Here is an 18,261-nt window from a genome sequence, read left to right on the forward strand (position 1 = left end):
GAGTGCTTGGAAATTAAAGTGGGTAAAGAAATAACACCTAGAAAAGAAAGAGGTGATGAAGAAGTTGATCGTCCATTATTCATTTCCCCGTTTAAAAGTAGGCGGAGTTACATTCACTGCACGGCATTCATTGCTTGCTCTTGGTCTTGCGGGCATCGCTTATCTCATTTCCAATAAGAGGACGCATCAAGCGGTATTCAACACGGCTTCATTGATGTGTAAGATCGAACGGAAAGAAGATACCATTAAGCTTATGTGGCCTGATGAAGGTGGTTTCTATCGGGTATTCAGGGGGCAAGAGCTGATTTACAGCGGCCCGGAGCCAAGGATGGCAGATCGGGGACTGACTCCAGGAACCATCTATACGTACACGATAGATAGCCTGAATGAAAAAGAACAGGCAGTGAACAGGATGAAAATACAGACATCAACGACCGCCGAGAATAAAAAAGAGGATAATATCCTTTTGGATTTGGTATTCACCACGATTGTCGCAAAAGGCCAAGCCAGCCTGGAATGGGAGCCCATTAAAGGAATAAAAGAGTATCGGGTTTACCGAAACGGCGTGGATATTGGGAAAGTGGGTGGATGTTCCTTCAGTGATCGGGGTATTAGAGAGGATCATGAATACACATATACCATTAAAGCCAAGCGGCCCCTTCCACGTTCAGAGCAGGAGTCCTATGCCGTGAAATCCCTTGTTGCGAGTATTGTCGGAGCCGTAAAAAAAGGTTCATCCCAAGCACAGGCAGCGATCGAGGAAATAACGAATACAAAAAAGATAGGACCTGTAAAACAGCTTTTGCAGCCGGTTGAAAACGATGTGGAAGGTAAAAAGAAAAGAAATTTGCAGCTGCGCTATTCCACCTTTCTACCTGAAGAGTGGCTGAAAAACCCCAATCTTGCCTCAAAGGTTCCCTATTTTAAAGGAGACAACCGCGGGTTTGATCCTGAATCATCCCGATTCAGGACTAGAGTCGATGTGTACATTCACGAAAAGGAAAGTGAAGCCGAGATTGAACTTACCAAAGCAGTCGGAAAAAGTGAGGCCTACAATCATGATGGGGATTTCCTCGAAGAAGGAGTGGCCTCGGATGAAGACATTGTGGTGAAGCATGTATTATCCAATCATGAGAAAACAACGATTCAGCTGACACACTCTGTAGGCAACCCAATCATCATTTCTCCTGCCGTGGATTATAAAGTGATCGGGACCTTTTACCGAAATGGCGAAATCAATATAGCCGGGTATCATGATCAGGCACCGCATCATGAAGTCTACCTAAAGGAGGCAGATGAACAAAACTGGGAACCCCTGCACCTAGCGGAAAACAAAGGTCTCGAAATGATGGCACATCCAACGGCCAATCATTTATGGAGATACTCCACATTTACACAATGAAAGGACGAAAAGCATTCTAAAACAAAAAACAAAAAGGACCTCGAATACTTGAAGTCCTTTTTGCTTGTTGATGAGGCCTTTTTTATAAAAATCGCTTTCGAACACTTGGCGACGGCAGCATACAGCTTTCCTCTTTCTTTCCGAACCATTTGTAACGGTTCCTGGCAATGAAATCATAAACGAAGTTCCGGATGAGGCTTGGAACGATGATGAAACCGTAAAGCAATTTCCACGCCCCTTGCAAGCGGCGGCAAATCCTCAAGGCTGCAGACGATTTATAGTAGGCCTTATCCCTTTCGATCAGCACCATGCTATCTATATCTGCAGGTACATCATACTTCTTCAGCAACTCTTGGCCCGCGTCACTTTGAAGCGAAGCGTAATGAAAAAGCCCCTGCGGGTCCCGCTTTATGATGAACTGGACACTCGAATCGCAAAAGTTGCATTCACCATCAAATAAAATGACGGGATTCATGAACATTCCTCCTATAGAGAGACGTTATCATACTCATGCTTCTATAATACACTACCCGTTCTGGTAAGGCGAAAACGTATGGAACTGCTTGGAGTTTCGAAATTTTGGAAGTGATTGTTCGTTCCGGCAAGTCACTAAATGGGTGTGTGTGCCATAAGAAGGCCGCAATTGGCGGTTGGCCCCCTTGTTTAAGTTTCTGTTATCAAACTGTTATTTTCCATTAACTATCCTGTAAACAAGCTATGGTATGGTAGATACTCCAATGAATTTCCTTTAGTAAAAAAGCCGGCAATCCTTTTTTAGAGGAAAGCCGGTTTTTTCATTCAAACAATAATTAAGGATTAGGAGATATAACGAGCAGTTTCTTTAGAGGAGGTAAGATTTAATGAAACGTGATCCTTATTTTGATAATGCGAAAGCTGTTTTAATCGTACTAGTGGTTTTGGGACATACATTAGCTCGAATGGTAGAAGAAAACGAATGGATTTTAACTATCTATTTGTTTGTTTTTTCATTCCATATGCCAGCTTTTATTTTAGTATCCGGCTATTTTTCAAGAAAGATAAAAAGTAAAAAGGACCTCTGGGTGCTAATAAAGAAAATCGTAATTCCCTATGTAATATTCCAGGTGATTTATACCTTCTATTATCAGAAGTTATTTGATGAACCGATTGAATTCACAATATTGACTCCAAGATGGGCATTATGGTTCTTAATAAGCTTATTCTGTTGGAATATATTATTGTCAATATTTACTTCCAGGAAATATGGAATCGTTTTTTCGATAATTGTATCTCTAATAATCGGTTACATCGGTGAAGTAAATGAATGGTTAAGTTTGTCGAGAACGTTCTTTTTCTTTCCTTTCTTTTTAATTGGACATTTTTTAGAAAAAGATCATTTTGAATGGGTTAAAAAGAAAAGTAATGCCCTAATTGGCTGGGGACTACTAGGGTTAATCTTTGCCGGCATTTATTTCTATGGTGAAATTACTTGGAGGGAATGGTTTTATGGCCGTTTAGGTTATAAGGAATTAATGGAAGGTCCCATTGCCCTCGGTTTTATATATAAGTTGATCGTTTATTTAATCATGGGAGCGGCAACTTATTGTTTTCTTTGTATTGTTCCTAGAAAGCATACATTTTTTACTGAAATTGGATCGATTACATTAGTTATTTATCTTTTTCATATGTTTATCCTGGAATATGTTTATAACTCATTTATTTATGATTGGATCAAAGAAAGCGGCCAATATTATGTTTTATTAGTCATATCTGTAACGATTATATTTATATTATCAAGAAAACCGATTGTAAAAGTGGAATGTATGTTATTAGGAATGAAAATGAAAACATAACAGAATTTTAATCATGTAATTGAGGATAGGTTTAATAAGGCTGGTTTAAACTAGATGAATCAGAATCTGAAGGAAACTGTCCAAAAAATTATATTTCATATTAGTAATGTAATGATCAAGCACCTAGCCCTTCAGTTTGAAGGGTTTTTTCATGAAAAGATATTGTCATGCAGGAGGGCTCCATTTTGGTGATTTACAATTTAAAAGGGGAATCTTTTTTGTTTGAATGGATCCTCCCACTAAAAGGGCAATACCCCTTAAAAAGTTATTTCAGGAAAGAAAATGAAGGTCATTAACCGAAATGTTTCCAAAATTATTAAAGGGTAATTACTTTTGTATTTCACTTTCAATAAAACATCTTTTAACTTTCAGATTTATTTTATTATGACTATATAAGATTTTACTATCATTAAAGGAGAGGCATATGAGAAAGTTTTTCTTCATCTTCATCTTGGCTTTAATCCCCTTCGCCTCTACGACTGTAAGTGCAGAATCTGACTTACCTCTCAATAGTGAAGCAGGGATCATTATTGATGCGAAAAGCGGGAATGTATTATACGAAAAAAATATGAATAAAAGGATGTATCCAGCCAGTCTAACGAAAGTTGCCACTGCTATATATGCTATAGAACACGGGGATCAGAATGAACTGGTGACGATAAGCAAAAAAGCAGCGGAGGCAGACGGGTCTTCGGTATTTATTGAACCTGGGGAGGAAATAGAGCTTTCCAAATTAATTGCAGGAATGCTGATCAACTCCGGAAATGATGCAGCCATCGCAATTGCCGAGCATATGTCTGGCAGTGAAAAACTGTTCATGGAAGATTTGAATGAGTTTTTAAGAAAAGAAGTGAACGTCACCGATACTCATTTTACTAATCCCCATGGATTATTTGACAAAGACCATGTAACGACAGCCAGTGACCTTGCGAAAATTACCCAATATGCAATGAAAAATGAAACGTTCCGTGAGTACTTTGGGAAGAAGGCGTTACCATGGGAAGTGGAAACATGGGACACAACTCTAGTTACCCATCATAAAATGTTAAAGGGCGAACTCCCCTATCAGGGAATAACCGGCGGGAAAACCGGTTTCGTCAGTAAATCCGGTTACACCCTGATTTCTACTGCCACTAGGGGAGAACAGGACTTGATTGCCGTCACTCTGAAAGCTCCTTCGGACAAGGTTGCCTACTCTGATACTGAGCTTTTATTCAACTATGGCTTTAACAACTTTAAATCAGGCAAAATTGATAAAAAAAGCAAACTTTTTTCAGCGGACTATTCTAATTCCTACACGCTGAACGAAGACTTATACTATACTCATTTAATCAGTGATCAACCTAGTCTTAAAACGAGTAATGATGGAATTCTTTCAATCATGAACCAAGAAGGGGAAGCAATAGAATCCTTTGACCTTAAAAAGGTCGCTGATGTCAGGAACACAGTATTGCCTGCCCCGATTAAAAAAGAAACAATCAATGATAAGCCAATAAAATTTTCTGTCCCATTTCTAGGATTGGGAGGATTTTAGAACTCGTTACTAAAGAAACTCACTGACTGGCTATCAGAGGCGTTGCTGTCTATACATACCCAGCTTATAATTAATATAAATAATAAGAGAGTGCACTTATCATTCATGTGATAAGTGTACTCTTTTTTATGATGATAACAGGACAGGAATATTCTTATAAAAGTACCGTAACCGAATTGGAAATGGAGTATATGACCATAATAGTGTTAAATAAAACTATTAGGGATGATTTCATGATGTATATCTATAATGATTATGGGGGTACACATACCACGTCGTTGGCTGCCGCATATCATTTAAAACAATTACCACAATCGGAAAGAAAATTAACGTCGGAAGAAATATTACATGTAAAATATTTTAATAAATTAACGAAAGAAGATGCTGGAAAGCTAATTTTTCGCGGGATCGATGAAGATGGCAACTCAGTTTATACAATTGGACATAAAAGAGAAAAACTTGTGGTTCCATCATTAAAAGAATTGACTTTACTACTAGAAGAGAAATTTCATTTTAACGAAGTAATAGTATTCTCCAATACATCCCCAACCGTACCTATTGCCATGTCTATAGGGGGATATTTATCAAGAGCACTAAAAATTGATTTTATAGGTGTACCATTATTGCTTATAGGTGCCAAACAATGCTGTGATAATATTTTTCGGCTGGTTGAAAATACGAAACAAATCGGGAAAGCAGCGAATGGGGAAAAAGTAATTATATTGGAAAATGAGGTATATAAGTAATCCTATATAAATTTTAATAAACTTAAATGTCGATATATATTAAGTCAACAATTGATGTTGGCTTTTTTGTTATGTTTCTGGATGGTGCATAACAAGGATTTCTGTACTAACGTTGTAAATGCCAAAAACCTGATTCTTCCTCTTTTGGTTTGAATAGTAACAACCGTTTTATTACTTTGACTTTCTATCCTATATTTGGAACTTTTAACCTTTATTTAATTTATTTAAATACTTGAAAATAAAATTTATTTGAATTAGAATTAGTTTCGTGCCTAGTTGATAATAATTATCAATCTCAATAGGGGTGAAAAGGGGAGTTATCATTTTGAGGAAAATATTATTTTTATTCGTTGCTGTACTTTTAATTGTAACTGGATGCTCACAATCAAATGAGTCATCATCTTCAAGTACTTCAAAACCTGAATCAGATGGTAAGAAAATTGTGAAAATCGGGTGGCAAAACAGTGGTTTCCCATCACCGTTTACATTTGATACAAATGGTCCGGGTGGATTTTTACGTAACTCATTTTTATTTGATACGTTAACTTGGAAGGATGATACTGGGGTTATTCCTTGGTTAGCATCATCTTGGGAAGTATCAGAAGATAATTTGGAATATACATTTACATTAGAAAAAGATGTAACATTCCATGACGGAGAATCATTAACAGCTGATGATGTAGTATTCTCCTATAACTATTTTAAAGAAAATACTTTTCAATGGAATGCAGATATGACAAAAGTCGCCTCAGCAGAAAAAATTTCTGACCATGAAGTGAAAATTACTCTAGCAGAGCCGTATGTTCCGTTCATTTCTGAAATTGCTGGTAAGTTACCGATCATTCCAGAACATATCTGGTCAAAAGTTGAACAACCATTAGAGTATCAAGAGGATGAAGCTTTAATTGGCTCAGGTCCATTTACACTTGATAGCTATGATTCAGCAACAGGTAATTATAAATTTGCGAAAAACGAAGACTACTTTAAAGGTGACGTGACAGTGGATGAAGTTCAATATTTAGCAACTGAAAACCGTATGTTATCTTTACAAAACAAAGAAATCGATGGCGGTATGACATTTAACTATACAGAAGTGCAACAGCTTGAAAAATTAGGCTATGACGTTCTGAAAAGCGAACCTACTGGTAGCGCCGTTCGTATCGTTTTCAACTTAGAAAACGAACAATTACGTGATAAAAATCTGCGTCAAGCGATTGCTTATGCATTAAATCGTGCTTCAATTGCTGAAAAATTAACTGGTAACTCAAAAGTAATGGTTGGTAGTGCAGGTGTTATCCCGCCAGATTCAACTTGGTATAAAGAAGACGTGAAACAATATGATTACAATGTTGAACAAGCAAATGCCATCCTGGATAAGCTCGGATACAAGAAAAATGATGCAGGTGTCCGTGAAGATTTAGATTTAAGCGTACTAGTTTCTTCAACTTCTCAAGAAGCTGAATTAATGAAATCAATGCTTGCTGATGTTGGGGTTGATCTTGATATTCAAACAGTCGACTCAGCAACATTCTCAACGGCCATGGCTGAAGGGAAATATGATATGACAATTACAGGGCATATCGGTTTAAGCGGTGACCCAGACTTCTTACGTTTATGGTTTAGCGGTCAAGCCAGTAACTCTCTAGCTGGTAAAGGCGTATTCGATAACGAAGAGTTCCAAGAGCTTGCAAGTCTTCAATTGAAACAAGGAAATGAAGCAGAGCGTAAAGCTACAGTTGATGAAATGCAAGATATTTTAGCAGAAGAATTACCAACACTTGTGTTATACCACCGTCCATTCTACTACGTGTATGATTCAAGCGTATTTGCTGGCTGGTTCAATACCCGTGGCGGTATTGCGGATGGTATTCCATTAACTGATAACAAAGCAGTATTTGTGGATTACAAATGATTAAAAAAATATTGACGCTATACGGATCAGTATTTGTCATATTATTATTACTCAATTTCTTTCTCCCCCGACTTATGCCGGGGGGGCCGATTGAGTATTTGGATGGCCAGGATAGTGGGCCGATGCTAACCGAAGCACAAAGGGCTTCCATGGTTGAATATTACAACCTCGATGCTTCATTAGGTGATCAATTTATCGATTATCTAGGAGGTCTCCTGCATATGGATTTCGGCTATTCTTTTTCTTATAAGGAGCCAGTTACTGATATAGTATTAAATCATTTACCGTACACGTTATGGATTGTAGGGATTTCAACAAGTCTTTCATTAATCATCGGAATACTTTTTGGTTTATGGTCGGGCTGGTTCCATTTTAAACGTGGTGATCGGCGCTTTATGCTAACCATGATGGCAGTCGGGGCATTGCCTGAATTTTTAATGGGAATGATTTTATTATTAGTATTCGCTGTTTATTTGGGTTTTCTGCCCATGAGCGGTGCAAGTGAACCATTTTTAAGCTCGGATTCATGGTGGACGGTCATTGCCGACTACGCTCAGCATGCTGCGCTACCGATTATCACATTAACGATTGTAAGTATTTCAAGTACATACTTGTTAGTAAGAAATGAAACGATTCAAGTAATTTCTTCACCATTTATTGAATTTGCGAAAATGAAAGGTATTAAACGAAATCGCTTAGTGTATCGCCATATTTTAAAAAATGCACTACTGCCGATTTTTACATTAATGATGATTCGTATAGGTACACTATTTACTGGCGCTATTTTTGTAGAAACATTGTTTTCTTACCCCGGGATAGGAAAGCTGTTAAAAGAGGCAGTGTTATCAAGGGACTATCCGTTAATGCATGGACTGTTTTTTGTATTTTCAGCAATCATCCTGTTTTTCAATGCTTTAGCAGATTTCCTATATCCGAAGCTAGACCCGCGTGTTAAGGGAGGAAATAAAAATGAATAAGGTCTATAAGCTGCCGATTATAGTAATTGGTATGTTATTTATAGTAGCTTTTATTGGTCCATTTTTTGTTCCGTTTGATCCCTTTTCATATGATGCCGCTTCCTTTTTAAGCCCATCCGCCAATCACTGGCTTGGAACGAATAGATTAGGACAGGATATTTTAAGTCAATTAATCTATGGGACACGCACTAGTATTTTAATTGGGTTATGCATTGCTGCCTGCTCGACAATTTTAGTTGTAGTACTAGGTTTATTAGCAGGGTATTTTCCTATATTGGATAAAGTCATTAATGGCGTTGCGAACGTTTTATTAGTACTGCCTAATTTGCTATTGATCTTAATCATCATGTCGTTCACTGGTGGTGGTATGGCACAGCTTGTCATTATATTAAGCTTGCTGTCATGGCCTTCGTATATGCGGATAGTGCGGTCGGCTGTCCTTACATTGAAGGAACGGGAATTCGTGAAAGCTTCCCAATTATTCGGCGGTAATTCCTTATATATCTTACGTGCACACATATTGCCACACTTACGACCAATAGTGAAGACAAAATTTATCTTAACATGTAAGTCAGCGATATTGACGGAAGCGGGCCTGGCATTTTTAGGACTTGGTGACCCGAATTTTATTTCATGGGGAAGCATGTTAAATGAAGCATTTTCACAGCCATCCATTTTCTTGAATTCAAGCTGGACTTGGATTGTTATCCCCCCAGTGCTATTCCTTACAATTTTAACAATGAGCTTAGCGTTTTTACTTGAGGAAAAAACGAAGAAACCTTCAAAACTGAAAAAGGTAACAATTGATACGATTCAGAATGAGGTAGATGATTTAGCCGCCTATCATGTCAATATTGCCTTTGAAAAGAAAAAGGTTGTATCGGATGTTTCGTTCCAAATTAAAAGCGGGGAAATTGTGAGCCTGATTGGTCCTTCAGGTTCAGGCAAGACGACTTTAGCTCGGGCGATGTACGGATTATTACCAACTGATGCATGGTCAGGAGATATCCAATATGATGGACAATCCGTTAGAAATCCACGCTTTGCCAATGATTGTTACTGGAAAACGTGTGCCTATATTTATCAAGATGCCCGTTCAGCATTTAACCCATTATTGAAACTGAAGGATCAGTTCTTGGAAATTGGGATAACGATGGAGCAGTCAGTTACAGCTGTGGAAGAAGTATCTCTGCCTAAAAATATTTTAGAAAAGTATCCGCATGAATGTTCGGGCGGGATGCTAAGTCGGGCGTTAATTGCATTAGCTTTCGCCAATAAGCCGAAATTTATTATTGCGGATGAATGTACGAGTGCACTTGATCCGATTTTAAAGAAAGAAATAGTTCTTTTGCTAGAGGAAAAAGTGAGAGCCTACAATATTAGCTTATTATTTATAACGCATGATATGGACGTAGCCTATGCCATTTCAGATCGTACGCTATCAATCGTTGATGGGCATGTGGAAGAGGAGGTATTATTCAATGCTCGAGGTTCGCAATTTATGTAAAAAGTTCGGAAATAATGTTGTGTTGGAAGATGTGAATTTTTGTGTAGGAAGAGAAGAATTTATTTGTTTACTTGGTGAGTCGGGTTCTGGCAAGTCCACGATTGCTGAGCTGTTAATTGGATTAAATGAACCGTGTCAAGGCGAGATGTGCTGGGCAGAAGACTCGAGTAACTTCACACAATATGTTTATCAAAATCCAGACCGCTCCTTCAACCCATTTTGGTCAATGGAACAAAGCTTAATGGAGCCGCTTTTACTACAAAAGTATTCAAAGAAATCAGCATTAAAGAAAATTACTTCGATGATGAACCATGCAGGATTGCCACTGGAGCTTCTGAAAAATATGCCGAGCCAATGCTCTGGCGGACAAAAGCAGCGTATGGCCATCATTCGCGCATTACTATGTAACCCGCGCCTATTAATTGCCGATGAAATAACATCTGCGTTAGATCCACAAACAGAAAGAACGATAATTGAATTGCTAAAAAAATTTCAAAGCTCTTACCATATGAGTGTTTTATACATTACGCATCGTATTCAAGCCATTGAAGATGTAGCAGACCGAGTTTTAGTGTTGGAGAAGGGAAGCATTGTTGAAAGTGGAACGGCTGTAGAGGTATTAAAAAATCCTCAGCACCCTTACACAAAAAATCTTCTGGAAGCATGTCTGTATTTCGAAAAAAGAAAGAAATCTATAGTTTAGGAGGAAGAATGAATGAGTAATTTAAACATTTTGGAATTGAACCCGTCTCATGCATTTAGCGTAAAAGAACCGGCGGATAATTCATTGAACACAACCGTAATTGATGAATATGAGCTAGGGACGACGGATTTATCTCCGTATAACGTTTTATATATCACGGAATTTGTTGATCAAGAATACTTATTAAATCACAAGGAGGTTATTTCTGAATTCTTGAATAATGGAAAAGTAGTTGTTTTTTGTGGACACTTATTCCGCAATTGGTTGCCGGGCTGTTCATTAATGATGCCAACGAAAATTAATAGTTTTAAAGATTATTACGTACAACCAGTTCCTGGTGCACCACTATTTGAGGGTGTGGAAGTGGAAGATATGGTATATAACAAAGGCGTTGCAGGATTCTTTGCACGCGGCTATTACCGAGCTCCAAAAGACGCGGAGGTTTGTTTAACGTTTACAGACGGAAAGGTCATTACGTACATAGATCGTCATACAACAAATGGTACGGTCATTGTTCACTCTGGACGTAGCTTATTAGGTTATAAGAGCGATAGGAAAACAACAGGTAAAATTAGAACTCAAATGTTGGCACTACTTGAGCAAGAAGTTGCACAGGAGGAAGTATAATGAGAAAAATTGCAGTTATTTATAGTGGGCATGCACCACACTATCGTACATTCCATGAGCCGAAATATGCGCAATTTATTGACAAACTAATTTACTTCCCTGAGTTTGCCGAGACAGACTTATCACCGTATGATGTACTAATTGTTCCCTCACAGTTAAACTCGAACTTATTACTTCAAAATGCGAAAAAAATTCGTGACTTTGCTGATGAAGGGAAAACGGTTATAGCCTTTGGACCACAGCCTTGGGAATGGCTCCCGAACCAGAATTGGGAGGAGCGCACAACGAATTTCTGGTGGTGGATTGAAGAAAATGCAGATAGTGGATTACGTGTTCAAAATGCGGAACAACCATTCTTTGAATATATAACGCTAGAAGATTGCACATGGCACCAGCATGGTGTATTTTGGCCTCCAGCTCATGCAACAACACTTGTTTCAACAATAGATGGGGGATCCGTGTTATACATTGATGAGCAATCAACAAAAGGTACTTGGATCATTACAACATTAGACCCGGACTATCACTTTGGTTCATATTTCATGCCAGCGACAGAACGCTTTTTAGATGGTATGTTCCAATGGATCAGTAAAGGGGATATTACAAAGAAAATTCTGGAGCATTGTTAGAACGTTAATAAAACTACTTCACTAATAAATAGGATTAAATAACACAATTAGGAGAAAAAAATGAGAACAATTAAAATTTATGATCGTGATGATCTAATTGAGATTTCTTTCGACGACATTAAAAAATACCATGGCTACGCAGCATATATGGCACTAGGCGTAGGTTTCCGTGTAGTTGAAGCAGCATTTGAAGCATTATACGGCGATGAAATTCCAGACCGCAAAGATCTTTCGATTCTTTCCGGTCATGGTGGCCCAGGATTCCGAGATGTATTTGAATTTGTCACACGTGCAAAAACTCGTGGGGTATATACTGTTGATGCAAACTATCCAAAAGCACAATATGACCCATACCGCCCAACAGGTTATGCCTATGTATTCACAAAAGAAAATGGCGAATCAGTAGAAGTGTTATTAAAAGAAGACTTCTTACCGCCAATTTTCTATGATTACTTGAAAAAAGGCCGTGAAAATGACTTCACTCCAGAAGAGTATGAAGATAATGAACGTTTAAAACAAGAGCTTGGTAATCGTGCATACGAAATGAAGGTTGAAGATTTACTAATCATTAATCGCTTAAAATAGTATTTAAAAAGTCAGTAAATTACACATACCTTACAATCAAAAGGCAAGCGAATTTCGTGAATTCGCTTGTTTTTTTACCTTTTAAACCAACAACAGGAGCTTTACTTCATTCCCAGAAGCTCCTTTTCTTTGGAACTTACTGGGCAGGATCGTTCAACAAGGGGATAGATTGTTAAATAAGATGGAGATTGAACTTAATCGAACAATAAACCGCCACCCGAAAGTGGAGGTTTATTATTGAATCGAGGAAATTACTGTTCTTTTAAGCTGGTTACAGAAACACTTTGTTTTTTATTTGGATCATCAAGGGGATGGATTGTAGCTATTCCATTTTGTTCATCCACATGCTCAATGTAGATACTTTCCTCATTATAGGTTACATTAACCATATTTGGTGAAGAAGCAATTTCTTCTGCTCGTTGTGCGTTCATTTTAGCCACCTCCTTTGAATTTGCAACATGTATAATATTTGTTCCGAATTACTTAGATATACTTGTTGTAATCAAAATTCTTCCAAGAATCCCTTACACCCTTACTTAACTAACTGGTACGTCAACTGAAGGACGAGTTATATTTAAGGCAGCTTATAATCATTTAGACTAACGTGGCAAGCTAGTTCAAAAGATTAAAATCTGTTATTTGATATAATTACAGAAAATTAAAAAAGTTTTGGAGGGATGTAAAAATGAACATTAAAGGATTTTCGATTTCTACTGATAAAAAGTATTTAGATGTAGATTTAATACATAATTTTTTGAATCAAGAAGCTTACTGGTCAAAGGGAATAACAAAGGAAACAGTAATGAAGTCAATTGAAAATACGACCTTATGTTTTGGGGTTTATAAAGGTGAAGTAGGTAATGAGGGTAGTGAACAAGTTGGATTTGCAAGGGTAATAACAGATTTAGCAACACATGCATACCTTTGCGACGTGTTTATATTGCCTGACTATCGTAAATTAGGATTATCAAAATGGTTAATGGATGTTATCACCAACCATTCCGAGCTGGAAGGGGTTCGCAGGTTTATGTTAGCTACTAATGATGCACATTCATTATATAAAAAATACGGTTTTAATCAGATCGATAATCCAGAGCTATTTATGCAAAAAGTCCGTAAATCTCCGATTTAACAATAAGTTTATTTCATTAACGGGTGCGAAAGGGATTTGACCCTGCATAATCGTGCACAGAATGTCGGATGATTCGTTTCAAGTCCTGCTATTCTTTTGATATAAGGAGGTCATTGAATGGATTTGCTAAAAAATATGAATGGTGCCATTAACTTCATTGAGGAAAATCTTACGAACGAAATTGACTTTAAAGAAGTTGCGAGGATAGCTTATTGCTCGGAATATCATTTTAAAAGGATGTTTTCCTTCCTTGCAGGTATTTCACTATCCGAATATATCCGCCGAAGACGACTTACACTTGCGGCGTTTGAACTAAGAGATAACAAAATAAAGGTCATTGATGTAGCGATAAAGTACGGATACAGCTCACCTGATTCTTTTGCAAGAGCGTTTCAGCATTTGCATGGCATCACACCATCAGAAGCGAGAAGTAATGGCCATTCACTTAAAGCCTATCCACCGATGTCCTTCCAATTATCCATTAAAGGAGGCAGTGAAATGAACTATCGAATTGAAGAAAAAGAGGCATTTCACATTATTGGAATTAAAAAAAGAGTACCAATCATTTTTAACGGGGTTAATCCAGAGATTGCATCTATGTGGAAAAGTTTAGACGAGAAAACGATAAATGAACTTAAAAACTTATCGAATGTCGAGCCATTGGGGCTGCTTAGTGCATCTGCGAATTTTTCCGAAGGCCGAATGGAGGAAAAAGGGGAGCTTGATCATTATATCGGTGCAGCGACAACGAGGGAATGTCCAGATAACTTAACACAGCTTGAAGTTGATGCATCTACATGGGCAGTATTCGAAGCGGTAGGTCCCTTTCCTGAAACACTGCAAAATGTATGGGGGCGTATTTATTCCGAATGGTTTCCATCCTCTAACTATGAACAAAGGGAAGGACCGGAAATCCTTTGGAACGAAAATAAAGATATAACCTCACCAACATTTAGAAGTGAAATATGGATCCCTGTTTTGAAAAAGTGAGGATGGACGAAAGATTTATTCGAAAAGCTGCTTAAGGCAGCTTTTTCTTATGTAACAAGCAGGGCAGGATAATGGAATATGGGCTAGGTATTATTTGCTATTACCAGCTATAATGATGGGGAAAAGTGCTTGTATAAGGAGATTGGGAAATGCCTATTATTGAACATCAACAATTTATTAAAGCACCAGTTGAATTATGTTTTGACCTTGCAAGGAACGTGGATATCCATACCAAAACGACAGCGAAAACGATGGAAGTTGCTGTTGATGGTGTGACAGAAGGGTTATTAGAGGAGGGTGATACTGTAACATGGGAAGCCATTCACTTTGGTATTAAACAAAGGCTGAAAGCCCAAGTGACATTAATGGAAAAGCCAAATAAGTTTGTGGATATTATGGTGAAGGGAGCCTTCCATTCCTTCGTGCACACACATCAGTTTATGGAAGAATCAGGCGGAACCATAATGATAGATGAATTTCAATATAAGTCACCGTTCGGTCCAATTGGAGTTTTAGCTGATAAGTTGTTTTTAGAGAAGTATATGAGAGAATTTATCATTTCTCGTGCAAAGGCACTGAAAAAGATTGCCGAGAATGTGCACTAACCTTGTCTAATGCTTTATTTTAAATATCAGGGGCTGCTGTCTTTATTTTGTTGCAGAAGAGATAAATGCTTTTAAATTACAAAAATTATTGATGTGCAAAAACGACTTAATGGACTAAGTAAACCTTATGGCGGGTAAAAAGATGGATGGGGAGTAATGATTGATTAATAGCTGTAATTGTTATACATTACTGGTTATTAATGAACGAACGGGTGCTTTAGTTGAAGTTCGGAGCTGTCTTTATCACCGGCACCCTGAACGTTAGCAAATGGCTCGGCTCAGCGGTACAACCGTGTAAGGCCCGCGGATACAACCGACCTTTAATTATAATTACGGTCAAATCTTCTGCAGCGATTTGATCTTTTTATTTGTTTTTATAAGAATAACATAAATAGAACAAATGTTCCAGTGGGAATATGTGAAATTTTCACTTTTTTTAAAATCACTCTCGTAAAGGGTATTGTTGATTCTCTTGAAGACTGAAGGGGCAGGGTAGTTGAAGTCTTAAGATGGGCGTGAACAACTTGCTTGAGACAATTAGAATGAGATTGACGAAGGATATGTATTTGTTTTCAGATGCATTTGTGAAGTTGAATAACTCATCTTTTGGGAACTAAAAAAAGTACTTTGATCAAGTACGTCATCAAAGTACTTTCCATTTAACAAACTACCAATTACCATAACATTCATCATCGCAGCGTTTCTTCTTCCAACAATCGTGGTGTTGGTCCTCATCGCAGCATTTTTTCTTTTTCCAACAATCATGATGTTCATTATCGCAGTGTTTTTTCTTTTTCCAACAATCGTGGTGATGGTCCTCATCGCAGCATTTTTTCTTTTTCCAACAATCATGATGTTCATCATCGCAGCGTTTCTTCTTCCAACAATCGTGGTGATGGTCCTCATCGCAGCATTTTTTCTTTTTCCAACAATCATGATGTTCATTATCGCAGTGTTTTTTCTTCTTGCAACAATCATGATGTTCGTTATCGCAGTGTTTTTTCTTCTTGCAACAATCATGATGTTCATTATCGCAGTGTTTTTTCTTCTTGCAACAATCATGATGTTCATTATCGCAGTGTTTTTTCTTCTTGCAACAATCATGATGTTCATTATCGCAGTGTTTTTTCTTCTTGCAACAATCATGATGTTCGTTATCGCAGTGTTTTTTCTTCTTGCAACAATCATGATGTTCATTATCGCAGTGTTTTTTCTTCTTGCAACAATCATGATGTTCATTATCGCAGTGTTTTTTCTTCTTCCAGCAATCGTGATGTTCATTATCGCAGTGTTTTTTCTTCCACCAATCGTGGTGATGGTCCTCATCGCAGCATTCTTTCTTCCACCAATCGTGGTGATGGACCTCATCGCAGCATTTTTTCTTCCACCAATCGTGATGATGGTCCTCATCGCAGTGATGTTTCTTACAATAATCCTCGTGATAAGACATAGAAATGTCACTCCTTTCTACCCTATAAATAAATAAAGGCAAAGCCTTCTCGATTTAGAGAGGGCTTTGCTAGTCAAGATTAAAAACTACTCAACACAGTCATTTACGGAGCAGGAAGAGTATTAGTTGTTGGGGTAGTTGTAGTTTCACAACGACGTTCATTTACGTCGCAAATACCACCGTGTTTATCTACAATAACTGGTCGAACAACTGTAATTGTAGTGCGTAGTACAATCTTGACTAAAATGGCATTGGTAGTAACAAGGCCCGTTGTGCCGATGACTGGAACGCCTGGTTGAGCAAAGATCCCTTCTAATACTAATGGGGGTTCTATTACTGTATCCTCAGGGCATGCACCTGGAAAATCTGTGTGCTCCTGGAATGGTAAACTCGTTGTAAGTGTCGCTGTTGCAGTAACTGTTGATCCTGGAGCCATAAATGTTACCGTAATAGTTACAGGAATAAGCCCGATGTTAACGACTTTGTCCCTTATGATTGTCGTGTTACGTGTAACACCAGCTACATTCGGTACTACAGATACCGAAACAATAGTGGATCCAGCTGGTATAGCTGGAGTAAACGCGGTAAAAGGAAGTGTTGCTTCTGCAACCTTTTGTACCGCTTTTGAGCCTACAACTGAATTAACTAGGACACAGTCGCTGTTTAATGGTGCAGCAAGTTGGCGAGCTGGAGCTCTAAAATTACAATTGCAAGTAGAAACGTCGTCAGACTTACAAACCTTACATGACTTTTTAGATTTTGAATGACGATCATCACCGAATCTTGAATCACTACCAAAACCCCAGTCGCTGTCGGAACATGCAGAACCCCAGTTGCTGTGCATCGGATTATTCATACCAAAATTTCCCACAAAATCACAATCCTTTCTTGTAACTCTTTTTTTTTCGAAAATAAAATGGAGTGTAGTATCGAACCGTACTAAAGCACTGCCAAAAGTATTTTCGTAGTAGTTACAAAATATAGTATTAATAAATTAAGGCAATTGCTTGGACATGTTACTTATTTTTCTGGACAAACCGTAAATATTTATAGGTTCATAATGTAGCTTTTGAGGAAGTATGGGACGAGGTAAAGAAATGGATGAATCCAAAAGGGAGGCAAAAAGATAAACATAGAAAAACGGTGCCTACGAAAATACTGATAAACGCAAAAAGGGCTCCTTTGCTCGACTTTTCGGAAAGTGAACAAGAAGTCCTACGCTCTTTTTAAGGCGTCTAAACGAAGTTTCGTTTATCTATGAGGGGTATAGAGGGAACTTCAACCTTAACTATTAATAATGTAGCTGTTAACCTGTTTATTTCAGGTCGTGAGGGTGGTGATAAAAAGTTTCCGGAGATTTTTGTGTCATTATCCTAATTACAACATAAGTTGAATTAACCCATTTAATTTCTTCCTCCTAAAACGAATAAGGAGATGTTTCTATTGTCAAATTGTGGTCATGAATCAAGTAGTTGTAATGATATTGGTGGATTTGGTGGCGGCTTCGCTTTTATAGTCGTTTTGTTTATACTCTTAATCATCGTTGGAGCGGCTTGTTTCGGCGGCGGTGGCGGAGATTGCAGCCCCGTACAAGGATATGGCGGTTTCTGCTAAAAGTAGTAATAAAAAA

Annotated in this window: 19 protein-coding genes; 15 read left to right on the forward strand and 4 right to left on the reverse strand. The window is 37.9% G+C overall.

Translation table 11 applies throughout. From position 1 onward, the window contains the following. Positions 1–55: 55 nt before the first annotated feature. Positions 56–1,402, forward strand: a complete 1,347-nt coding sequence (locus BW986_RS00555; RefSeq protein WP_081395458.1) for a DUF3238 domain-containing protein — start codon at positions 56–58, stop codon at positions 1,400–1,402. Positions 1,403–1,484: 82 nt separating this feature from the next. On the opposite strand, the gene BW986_RS00560 is transcribed toward BW986_RS00555, so the two are convergent. Further along, positions 1,485–1,877 (reverse strand): thiol-disulfide oxidoreductase DCC family protein, encoded by a 393-nt coding sequence (locus BW986_RS00560; protein ID WP_076364157.1) that lies wholly within the window; start codon positions 1,875–1,877, stop codon positions 1,485–1,487. A gap of 385 nt (positions 1,878–2,262) precedes the next feature. Between BW986_RS00560 and BW986_RS00565 the strand changes: the two genes are divergently transcribed. From BW986_RS00565 to BW986_RS00610, 10 genes are all read left to right on the forward strand, one after another. Continuing rightward, a complete protein-coding gene (locus tag BW986_RS00565; RefSeq protein ID WP_076364159.1) occupies positions 2,263–3,234 on the forward strand; it encodes an acyltransferase family protein in 972 nt (323 codons plus the stop codon). Positions 3,235–3,658: 424 nt separating this feature from the next. Then, positions 3,659–4,768, forward strand: a complete 1,110-nt coding sequence (locus tag BW986_RS00570; protein WP_076364161.1) for a D-alanyl-D-alanine carboxypeptidase family protein — start codon at positions 3,659–3,661, stop codon at positions 4,766–4,768. Between the two features lie 233 nt (positions 4,769–5,001). After that, positions 5,002–5,514: a DUF3189 family protein gene (locus tag BW986_RS00575; RefSeq protein WP_076366183.1), complete on the forward strand. Its 513-nt coding sequence runs from the start codon at positions 5,002–5,004 to the stop codon at positions 5,512–5,514. A gap of 325 nt (positions 5,515–5,839) precedes the next feature. Further along, positions 5,840–7,426 carry an ABC transporter substrate-binding protein gene (locus BW986_RS00580; RefSeq protein WP_081395459.1) on the forward strand — a complete coding sequence of 529 codons (1,587 nt, stop codon included), beginning with the start codon at positions 5,840–5,842 and terminating at the stop codon, positions 7,424–7,426. Next, on the forward strand, positions 7,423–8,403 hold the full coding sequence (locus BW986_RS00585) for an ABC transporter permease (protein ID WP_076364163.1): 981 nt from the start codon (positions 7,423–7,425) through the stop codon (positions 8,401–8,403). Before BW986_RS00580 ends, BW986_RS00585 begins: the two co-directional genes overlap by 4 nt. Next, a complete protein-coding gene (locus BW986_RS00590) occupies positions 8,396–9,910 on the forward strand; it encodes an ATP-binding cassette domain-containing protein (protein WP_076364165.1) in 1,515 nt (504 codons plus the stop codon). Before BW986_RS00585 ends, BW986_RS00590 begins: the two co-directional genes overlap by 8 nt. Continuing rightward, positions 9,885–10,613, forward strand: a complete 729-nt coding sequence (locus tag BW986_RS00595) for an ABC transporter ATP-binding protein (protein WP_076364166.1) — start codon at positions 9,885–9,887, stop codon at positions 10,611–10,613. Before BW986_RS00590 ends, BW986_RS00595 begins: the two co-directional genes overlap by 26 nt. Positions 10,614–10,625: 12 nt before the next feature. Then, on the forward strand, positions 10,626–11,240 hold the full coding sequence (locus BW986_RS00600) for a phosphate starvation-inducible protein PhoH (RefSeq protein ID WP_076364168.1): 615 nt from the start codon (positions 10,626–10,628) through the stop codon (positions 11,238–11,240). Next, positions 11,240–11,869, forward strand: coding sequence for a type 1 glutamine amidotransferase family protein (locus tag BW986_RS00605; RefSeq protein WP_076364170.1), 630 nt, complete (start codon positions 11,240–11,242; stop codon positions 11,867–11,869). The genes BW986_RS00600 and BW986_RS00605 overlap by 1 nt, the downstream gene beginning before the upstream one ends. A gap of 60 nt (positions 11,870–11,929) precedes the next feature. After that, complete coding sequence (locus BW986_RS00610; RefSeq protein ID WP_076364172.1) at positions 11,930–12,454, forward strand: hypothetical protein; 525 nt, start codon at positions 11,930–11,932, stop codon at positions 12,452–12,454. Positions 12,455–12,705: 251 nt separating this feature from the next. Here the strand turns inward: BW986_RS00610 and BW986_RS00615 are convergent, their stop codons facing one another. Next, on the reverse strand, positions 12,706–12,885 hold the full coding sequence (locus BW986_RS00615; protein WP_076364174.1) for a small acid-soluble spore protein H: 180 nt from the start codon (positions 12,883–12,885) through the stop codon (positions 12,706–12,708). A 254-nt stretch (positions 12,886–13,139) separates the two neighbouring features. Here BW986_RS00615 and BW986_RS00620 point away from each other — a divergent pair, with 254 nt between their 5' ends. From BW986_RS00620 to BW986_RS00630, 3 genes are all read left to right on the forward strand, one after another. Continuing rightward, on the forward strand, positions 13,140–13,586 hold the full coding sequence (locus BW986_RS00620) for a GNAT family N-acetyltransferase (protein WP_076364176.1): 447 nt from the start codon (positions 13,140–13,142) through the stop codon (positions 13,584–13,586). A gap of 117 nt (positions 13,587–13,703) precedes the next feature. Continuing rightward, positions 13,704–14,576: an AraC family transcriptional regulator gene (locus tag BW986_RS00625; RefSeq protein ID WP_076364178.1), complete on the forward strand. Its 873-nt coding sequence runs from the start codon at positions 13,704–13,706 to the stop codon at positions 14,574–14,576. Positions 14,577–14,725: 149 nt separating this feature from the next. Continuing rightward, the gene (locus BW986_RS00630) at positions 14,726–15,181 is read left to right on the forward strand and encodes an SRPBCC family protein (RefSeq protein WP_076364180.1); all 456 of its coding nucleotides are present in this window, start codon (positions 14,726–14,728) and stop codon (positions 15,179–15,181) included. 537 nt (positions 15,182–15,718) lie between these two features. On the opposite strand, the gene BW986_RS00635 is transcribed toward BW986_RS00630, so the two are convergent. Both BW986_RS00635 and BW986_RS00640 read right to left on the reverse strand, forming a co-directional pair. Beyond that, the gene (locus BW986_RS00635; protein ID WP_076364182.1) at positions 15,719–16,591 is read right to left on the reverse strand and encodes a hypothetical protein; all 873 of its coding nucleotides are present in this window, start codon (positions 16,589–16,591) and stop codon (positions 15,719–15,721) included. A gap of 143 nt (positions 16,592–16,734) precedes the next feature. Continuing rightward, entirely contained in the window at positions 16,735–17,487 is a 753-nt protein-coding gene (locus BW986_RS00640; RefSeq protein WP_142244507.1) for a hypothetical protein, read from the reverse strand. A 578-nt stretch (positions 17,488–18,065) separates the two neighbouring features. On the opposite strand from BW986_RS00640, the gene BW986_RS31080 reads away from it, so the two are divergent. After that, the gene (locus tag BW986_RS31080) at positions 18,066–18,245 is read left to right on the forward strand and encodes a YjcZ family sporulation protein (RefSeq protein WP_076364186.1); all 180 of its coding nucleotides are present in this window, start codon (positions 18,066–18,068) and stop codon (positions 18,243–18,245) included. Positions 18,246–18,261 lie beyond the last annotated feature (16 nt).

This window comes from Peribacillus simplex, assembly GCF_900156045.1.
In the GTDB taxonomy this organism is placed as follows: Bacteria; Bacillota; Bacilli; order Bacillales; family DSM-1321; genus Peribacillus; species Peribacillus simplex_D.

What these genes read in the sequence shown, in the direction of transcription:
- BW986_RS00565 (WP_076364159.1), top strand. Translation starts at nt 2,263, where the DNA reads ATGAAACGTGATCCTTATTTTGATAATGCGAAAGCTGTTTTAATCGTA.
- BW986_RS00585 (WP_076364163.1), top strand. Translation starts at nt 7,423, where the DNA reads ATGATTAAAAAAATATTGACGCTATACGGATCAGTATTTGTCATATTA.
- BW986_RS00615 (WP_076364174.1), bottom strand. Translation starts at nt 12,885, where the DNA reads ATGAACGCACAACGAGCAGAAGAAATTGCTTCTTCACCAAATATGGTT.
- BW986_RS00625 (WP_076364178.1), top strand. Translation starts at nt 13,704, where the DNA reads ATGGATTTGCTAAAAAATATGAATGGTGCCATTAACTTCATTGAGGAA.
- BW986_RS00635 (WP_076364182.1), bottom strand. Translation starts at nt 16,591, where the DNA reads ATGAGGACCATCATCACGATTGGTGGAAGAAAAAATGCTGCGATGAGG.
- BW986_RS00600 (WP_076364168.1), top strand. Translation starts at nt 10,626, where the DNA reads ATGAGTAATTTAAACATTTTGGAATTGAACCCGTCTCATGCATTTAGC.
- BW986_RS00605 (WP_076364170.1), top strand. Translation starts at nt 11,240, where the DNA reads ATGAGAAAAATTGCAGTTATTTATAGTGGGCATGCACCACACTATCGT.
- BW986_RS00595 (WP_076364166.1), top strand. Translation starts at nt 9,885, where the DNA reads ATGCTCGAGGTTCGCAATTTATGTAAAAAGTTCGGAAATAATGTTGTG.
- BW986_RS00610 (WP_076364172.1), top strand. Translation starts at nt 11,930, where the DNA reads ATGAGAACAATTAAAATTTATGATCGTGATGATCTAATTGAGATTTCT.
- BW986_RS00590 (WP_076364165.1), top strand. Translation starts at nt 8,396, where the DNA reads ATGAATAAGGTCTATAAGCTGCCGATTATAGTAATTGGTATGTTATTT.
- BW986_RS00640 (WP_142244507.1), bottom strand. Translation starts at nt 17,487, where the DNA reads ATGAATAATCCGATGCACAGCAACTGGGGTTCTGCATGTTCCGACAGC.
- BW986_RS00575 (WP_076366183.1), top strand. Translation starts at nt 5,002, where the DNA reads ATGATGTATATCTATAATGATTATGGGGGTACACATACCACGTCGTTG.
- BW986_RS00620 (WP_076364176.1), top strand. Translation starts at nt 13,140, where the DNA reads ATGAACATTAAAGGATTTTCGATTTCTACTGATAAAAAGTATTTAGAT.
- BW986_RS00555 (WP_081395458.1), top strand. Translation starts at nt 56, where the DNA reads ATGAAGAAGTTGATCGTCCATTATTCATTTCCCCGTTTAAAAGTAGGC.
- BW986_RS00630 (WP_076364180.1), top strand. Translation starts at nt 14,726, where the DNA reads ATGCCTATTATTGAACATCAACAATTTATTAAAGCACCAGTTGAATTA.
- BW986_RS00560 (WP_076364157.1), bottom strand. Translation starts at nt 1,877, where the DNA reads ATGAATCCCGTCATTTTATTTGATGGTGAATGCAACTTTTGCGATTCG.
- BW986_RS31080 (WP_076364186.1), top strand. Translation starts at nt 18,066, where the DNA reads ATGTTTCTATTGTCAAATTGTGGTCATGAATCAAGTAGTTGTAATGAT.
- BW986_RS00570 (WP_076364161.1), top strand. Translation starts at nt 3,659, where the DNA reads ATGAGAAAGTTTTTCTTCATCTTCATCTTGGCTTTAATCCCCTTCGCC.